Origin of the sequence: Barnesiella sp. CU968, assembly GCF_905219685.1 — a bacterium.
Lineage (GTDB): Bacteria > Bacteroidota > Bacteroidia > Bacteroidales > Muribaculaceae > Lepagella > Lepagella muris_A.
The window spans coordinates 1-6,991 of the sequence record NZ_CAJMXD010000141.1 but is presented as its reverse complement, the minus strand read 5'-3'; the positions used below and the strand labels follow the sequence as shown (position 1 = coordinate 6,991).

Here is a 6,991-nt window from a genome sequence, read left to right as displayed (position 1 = left end):
ACTCCATCTCCTACGAATGTAATATGAATTTTATCGCGCTCGCATGGTTTCATTAAAGACAAAGACTTGATTATAATATCTTGTCCTTTACGCGATGTAATAGAGCCTACACTACAAATTTCATACAAATTATCGTTTTTTACAACGTCGTTACATGAATCAATATGTGGCAATCCATTATATACAAAATGTACTCTATCGGGACTGATTTCAGGATGGTTGCGCAGAAATAGTTTGCAAGGATTGTTTGCGACAAAACAAATTTTTGTCACTTTGTTTATAGTATAATGTTCGACACGATTTAAAAGTCTCATTACCCATGAATCATTAATACAGGGAAAATATAAAGAGAGCATTTTAAATGTCTCACCATTATTATGCAATGTCAAAAGTATGGGACGGTTTGCGCTTGTATGCTTCAGATAATAATAACACGTAAATATGTCATGAAAAAACAACGGTGTTTTATCTTGCGGATTTTCATCTTCAACATAACGTTTCGCAATTTTTTTAGATGATTTCATAAATCCCAGATATATGGATATTGCAGATTCCAATGTTGGAGAATGAGATATTAAAGCCTTCAGAACCCTTTTGATACAAGATTTCACTCCTTTATTTTGCAAGACCATATCATTCGACCTACATTTTGGAGTCTCCCAATAAGTATCGTTTGTAACAAAATTACAGGACACTCCATTTGTCTCAAACAATGACCTACTATTATATAAGAGTTTTATAACGGAACTTGCTCCATTAGGAGCATTTAACCAACCTCCATATATCACATCTACCTTCTTCATAAAATAAAATTTCTATGCATAAACATGCCATTCAATTTTCTTTCGCACGTAAATATAATGTGCCCAAAGTGACATTGCAGCAATAATTGTACAATACCCGACGGTTATTCCAATCACTCCGTAATGCAACCCCAGAACCAGTGTTGAAAGACAACACAAAGCACCTGTAACTACAGAATAAGCCAAAAGCGGTTCCTTTTTATGACACCTTAGATATACTGCCCAGGCATTGACAAATTGACTGATGAATACAGCCACAATCATTAATAAAAGTGGAAGGAATGGCAAAAATCTATTTCTTAGAGGCAGCTCCAGTATTTGCATGATTCCCAACATAATTAACAGAACAGTCAATAAGATAAAACATACTATTGACATTTGTCGGACAGTAGTATGGAATAATTTATCAAGTTGTAAATAGTCTTTTAATGCTATCAAACGTGACATTACTGGAATCTTAGTACTTATCCAACTTTGCGAAAACGCAGATATACTATTCAATGCTGTTAGTGTCATTCCCATTTGTCCGGCAACTGCTGCACCTGATGTTGCAAATAAGACTGGATTGAAAAACTGCACAACAAAATAGCTACTGACCCAACTCAATGCAATTTTCCATTGATACGGAAATATCTCATTCCTATAACTGATCTTACTTTCGATTCTTACACCCCACAGAAACTTAAGAATAGACAATAGATTATTTCTTGTAACCAGAATAAAAACAATTATACTGGAAAGAAGAGAACTTAACCCCAGAACATAGAGTTTAAATCCGGCTATAAATAGAATCCATGACAAAAGAGGTGTCATTAACTGTTGATAAAACCTAATTCTTGACACTTCCTTAACCTTCCCCATTCCTGTCAAGACCGCTAAAACCGGCGATAAAAAAAGACTCAACCCAGTACTAACACACACCAATACCCATGGTGCCAGCCATACAGAATCATGTGTCTCTACTGAAAAATGTGAAAAGAATATTATTCCGCAAATTACAGTAATGATTACGAACATCAACGATACGATACCATACCATCTTACACTGAATCTTAACAAATGCGCAATCCGTGAAATATTATCGCTGCTCCCTGACAATTTATATACTTCTTTCCATTCAAGACCTGCCATCTCATGTCCTACAAACTGGATTAATATATTTGTAAGACCTAATTCAAAAAAAATCTGTATTGCAAGAATACTGCCAAATGTATAATAATACCCTTGGTCTACTTTTGAAAGGAATCCTGCGATCATTAAGACAGTAACTACCCCAGTTACGCCTTGAACTACTCTTGCTCCTGAAGAATATGCCACAGATTTGTCAATGCCTATTTTCCTCAAATACTTCAGAAAACACTCTTTTCCCATTTTGAATCTGTCACTTCAGTAAATTCTCAACAAATTCTCGAAACGCTCCTTTTCCTCCTTGGATAACGGTGACATATCCCACTTCGTCCTTGACCGCCTTGATAGCATTAGCCGGGGCACCACTGAAACCAACCGCCTTTAACAGAGGCAAGTCTGGTATATCGTCACCTATATATGCAACCTCATCAAGCGTTATTCCCAATTTATTACAGAGCGATATAGCTGTTTCAAGTTTATCGTTTATTCCTTGAAAAACATAATCTACCTTTAACTTAGCCGCTCGCCGTTCCACAATTCTTGTGTCTTCTCCCGTTATAATACCGACCGGAATACCATGCTGATGTGCCAAAAGCACTCCGGCACTATCATATGTGTGGAATCTTTTCCACTCATTGCCTGTCTGGTCATAATACATGCTGCCATCTGTCCAGACTCCGTCAATATCAGTAAGTATGAGTTTGGGGATTCTTTTCATAATCTGCCTTAAGTAATTATTATCATTGATTTAACCGTACTTCCGACAAGTATGCTTTCTGAGAATAAAATGCGTGCAACATATACACATGCTCAATCTTTTAACATGTCCTTATATATTATCTCATCGGCAGGTATGCGACATGCTGCTTTTTTCCCAATTACAAGATTGCGGTCATGCCATTTGAAACCATCGCCTGGACTAAGCATATGAATGTCTGCTTCGCATATCACTTCTCCAGCTTCTATGACCCTGCGACTCGCAATTGATCTTTCCAGCTTCTCTTTGGATGAAGCGACACTTGGATCTATATAAAGTGATTTTGTTCCCAACCAATGTTCGGCAACTCTAATATCTCTGACCATACGGTTTACACCATCGGGTCCTAATGAGCCCGCCTGATCAGTACCTTTCATGTGCCTGTCAATAGTTATATGCTTCTCTATAATTTCCGCACCCATTCCTACTGCTACCAATGGAGCCGAAATACCGATTGTGTGATCAGAAAATCCGATCTTAAATTGTGAGTAATGCTCTTTTAAATATCTTATTGTAAGCAGATTCAAATTGTCAGGGGCAGTTGGATATTGACTTACACAATGTAGAATCGATATATCATCATGATACCTTGTAATTAAATCAATAGCCGTATCAAGTTCCTCCTTGCCTGACATACCTGTTGAAAGAATCATGGGAAGCTTCGTTTCTGCAAGAGCTTCCAGCAATGGAAGATTCGTAAGATCCCTGCTTGCTACCTTCAATTTATCCGGAACAAATAGCTTAAGCATATCAAGACAACCTATGGCACATAAGGTCTCGACAAAATCCAGACCTTTGGATTTTGCATGTTTGTATACTTCAAAATGTTCCTCATCCGACAATTCAAGCACTGCCCTGTGTTCGCCATAAGTTCTACCAAAGGAGTTCGGAGAATCATAAATACGATTCATCTGAGAAACGGTCAGTTCCTCGGATAAATCTCTTTTTGTCATTTTAACGGCATTCATCGGTCTTAAATCAAGACCAAACACTTCCTCCTTTACAGGACGAGCCACAAGATCCACTATTAGTTTGGCAATGTCTACAGAACCATTATGATTCTGTCCAATCTCACCAATGATATATGTCTCTGTCATAACTACTTGGTATTAGCATTTATATTATCTTGCATCCTGATGTAAAACTCAGGATGGCATGTGTCAATGTATTCTATTATAGTCTTGGGAGAGTTTTGCAGACCTTTTTCTTGAAGTTCCATGAATAATTGTTGCTGAAGCTCAAAATCATCTTTAGTGTCAAGTGTCAGCCTTATATTTGTACGAGCCTCAATACCCTTTACCATATCATCTATAGGGAATAAAAGTATACGGAATTTATCGGGAGTATTATATATGTAATTGGTTACATGCTCGTGATATATCTTTTCAGCGGTCATTGCATATGCTTTCTTTAGAGCTGACAATCTTACACCCTCCGTCCAGAATCCATAATGCGTAAGAATCGATGGCTTTCCACTTGACGTTTTAAACGAAACATAGTCGTAATCAACTTCTGAAAATACAATCGATAGAAAACGCAATGACTCTAAATCAAGAAAGACATTATCCGCACAAATCCTGATTATCTTTTCTACTCCGTAGTGTTCCGCAGCAGCAATAAAGCGATCCAACACATCATTCTCACTTCCCCTATACACTTTAACTCCGTGTCTGGAAGCGATTTCATGAATTTTATCGTCTTCTTTTTTTTCAGAAGTAGCGACAATTATATCCGATATCGACAGATACTCTTTGTTGGAATTTAGTCTGTCCAATAAAATATCAAGAACACTTTTATCTTCATAAAAGTGTTTTATCATTTTTGACGGTAAACGTGTGGATCCTGTTCGAGCTTGAATGATAATGGTTGGATTCATCGCATGTTTAATTATTTATATAATTTCTTTGTTGTATTCGAGGGCGAGGCGGTAGGCGGCGCGGTCGTGGGGGGTGAGGTCGCGGCGGCGCGACAGCTCGGCGAGGAGACGGTTGTCGAGGGCGGTCTGCTCGTCGAAGTCGAGGACTTCGGGGAAGAGGGAGCTTACAAACCTGCGGTAACTCTTGAGTATAGAGGTGCTCTCTGACGCTAAATCGTCAATCCGGTTGAAGTCGTACCAACGGCGCTTCAACTCTTCCGCATCGCCATCGATCCGCAACCCTATATCCTCCCGCATAATGAGCGCAAGCCGCTGATAATTCTCATACGCCGTGACTCCCGGAAAACAACTGTGCTCCATGAGTGCCGCCAACCATCTGTCTGACAGCTCGCGGCGTGCTTCCTCCGATATTTCATATACCTGACTTTCGGCTATCCGACGGTTGCCGCATCGCCACGCGTCAAGTATGCGGCGCCTGTGCGTGTCTATGAACCTGCAGTCGGGCATACGCCTATATCCCAACCGGTACATCGTCTCGAAACATTCGAGCAGCATGGCGATTTCTTCCTCCTTGCAGACCGACAGCTCCAGACTGATTCTGTCGCTCATTCGGCGGCACTCCTGACGCAGGGATGTCTCCTCTGACGTTGCCTTATGTCCGTCGTACACCAGCATTCCCGACATCTGGCTTTTCATGGCAAGATAATGGGAATAACCTGTAATATCTTTCACTTCTGTCATGTATTCTGCCTGTCGCGTCATTTTAACTTAAGCTGTTTAAGGCGGATGGGGAATCAGGATACAGACTCCACGAAGGTTTCGTCTACCTTGACGTCATTCCACCGTATAAAGGAGGATTCCGACAGTCTGAGCACGTAGGCGCAGCTTCCGTCCACATTCCGTATTTCCCTTACTATCCCTTCCTGACCTTCGAGCAAACCGCCGCCGCTGATCCTGACTTTGTCGCCGATTGCGGCAGCATGGCGGTTTACCAGTTCCATCTCCACATCTGCAGTAAGTTTGCCGATATGACGCTGAAATCTGGTCATCTCGCTGCGGGAGATGAATGAATAGGGACTGTCGGGACTGTTCGTCACCCGATAACACCAGGCTTTGTTACCTGTCAGACTCATGAATCTGCCAACTTTGTCGCTGCGCATCCGGAAAAAAAGCAATCCCGGAAGATAAGGAAGCTCTTCAGTGACCATCTTCCGGTTTTCCCGGCGCACTACTTTTCTCACAGGATAATAGAATGACAGTTCTTCGAACCCGCTGCCTTTGAATGCATTCTCTTCCGATGTAATGTCTTCGGGAGATACGCCCGAACGCAACCTCATCACGTACCAGCGCACGGTCTTGTCATTTATGGCATCTGCCACGCGATTTATGATGCTGCATTCTCGGTCAGCGTCAATGTCTGCCAGCTCCACAAGCGAGAGAAACGCCCAGTCACGTGGAAGTTCCGGCAATATGGCTCTGATTTCACCATATGTGACTCCGTTTCCAAGAGCGGTGTGAATCCACATCGAAGTAAGCGATTCCCGTGAGAACTCCGTACCGAAGTCCATACCAGACATTCGCAAAACAGTATGCATGTCGGCAAGGAGGTCGTGGATTATCCTTTGCTCCCGCTTCTTCCCCTGTCCTAAGGCAAATACATATTTCTGCTGTGGTGACACTCGCATTCCGTCTATTATGTCACCGGCATGGAGACAGGTCGCAACCGGATCTTCAAACCGCAGTCGCACAACATCTTCCAACGATGATTTTACGTTATACAGCAGATAGAGTACTATATTTACAATCTGCCAGTCAGACGATGACTTCTCTTTTTTGAGTAACCGGGGAATCAGAGAAAGATTATCGGCAGTTTTACTATCCTGACATTCAGATTGCCTGTGCAATTCTGCTTTTACCGTAACAAACGGATCTTCGCTACCGCATTTATTGCCGCAGTTATCGTTGACATCAAGAAAAAGAGTATGTAACGCTCCTACATATCTTCTGCATGTTGTGAGCTTCAACCCTTTGCAGAGCATATCTGTCACCCATAGCCGGAGATTCTTTGCCGTCAGAGTCTGGAAGGAGTGTCTTTCAGCTGAGCGCAGAAGTGATGGCACTACCCTGTCGGCAACCATTGCCGGACAATCCACACCCAGACCACTTTCGACAAACTCAAAGAACCGATCCACTATATATCACTTATTGCAAGTCAATTACCTTGATTCATGCGATGCACGGAATGCTTCGTTCACACTATACTTCTTCTTCCCTCCCATCCGCTCACACAGCGGATAAAAAGGAAAAAACCGATTCATATTCTGTCAGAAACACCGACATCAAACAAAGCATACACATGCCTTTAAAATCTATATCTCTTGGGAAGAGAGATGGATGAATTATAAAAGGCTTGTTATAAATACGTTA

At 41.4% G+C, this 6,991-nt stretch carries 7 protein-coding genes; all 7 read right to left on the bottom strand.

Annotation, left to right across the window (positions count from 1 at the left end; all coding sequences use genetic code 11):
• Positions 1-803: glycosyltransferase family 1 protein (locus tag JX312_RS06970; protein WP_204457502.1), on the bottom strand; the 803-nt coding region annotated here is incomplete at its 3' end.
• A 12-nt stretch (positions 804-815) separates the two neighbouring features.
• Positions 816-2,174, bottom strand: coding sequence for a hypothetical protein (locus JX312_RS06965; RefSeq protein WP_124031254.1), 1,359 nt, complete (start codon positions 2,172-2,174; stop codon positions 816-818).
• 10 nt (positions 2,175-2,184) lie between these two features.
• Entirely contained in the window at positions 2,185-2,649 is a 465-nt protein-coding gene (locus JX312_RS06960; protein WP_204457501.1) for an HAD family hydrolase, read from the bottom strand.
• Positions 2,650-2,741: 92 nt separating this feature from the next.
• Positions 2,742-3,785, bottom strand: a complete 1,044-nt coding sequence (locus tag JX312_RS06955) for an N-acetylneuraminate synthase family protein (RefSeq protein WP_204457500.1) — start codon at positions 3,783-3,785, stop codon at positions 2,742-2,744.
• Between the two features lie 2 nt (positions 3,786-3,787).
• The gene (locus tag JX312_RS06950; RefSeq protein WP_204457499.1) at positions 3,788-4,564 is read right to left on the bottom strand and encodes a cytidylyltransferase domain-containing protein; all 777 of its coding nucleotides are present in this window, start codon (positions 4,562-4,564) and stop codon (positions 3,788-3,790) included.
• Between the two features lie 15 nt (positions 4,565-4,579).
• A complete protein-coding gene (locus JX312_RS06945) occupies positions 4,580-5,326 on the bottom strand; it encodes a hypothetical protein (RefSeq protein WP_204457498.1) in 747 nt (248 codons plus the stop codon).
• A 32-nt stretch (positions 5,327-5,358) separates the two neighbouring features.
• Positions 5,359-6,756 carry a transcription termination/antitermination protein NusG gene (locus JX312_RS06940; RefSeq protein ID WP_204457497.1) on the bottom strand — a complete coding sequence of 466 codons (1,398 nt, stop codon included), beginning with the start codon at positions 6,754-6,756 and terminating at the stop codon, positions 5,359-5,361.
• Positions 6,757-6,991: the final 235 nt, after the last annotated feature.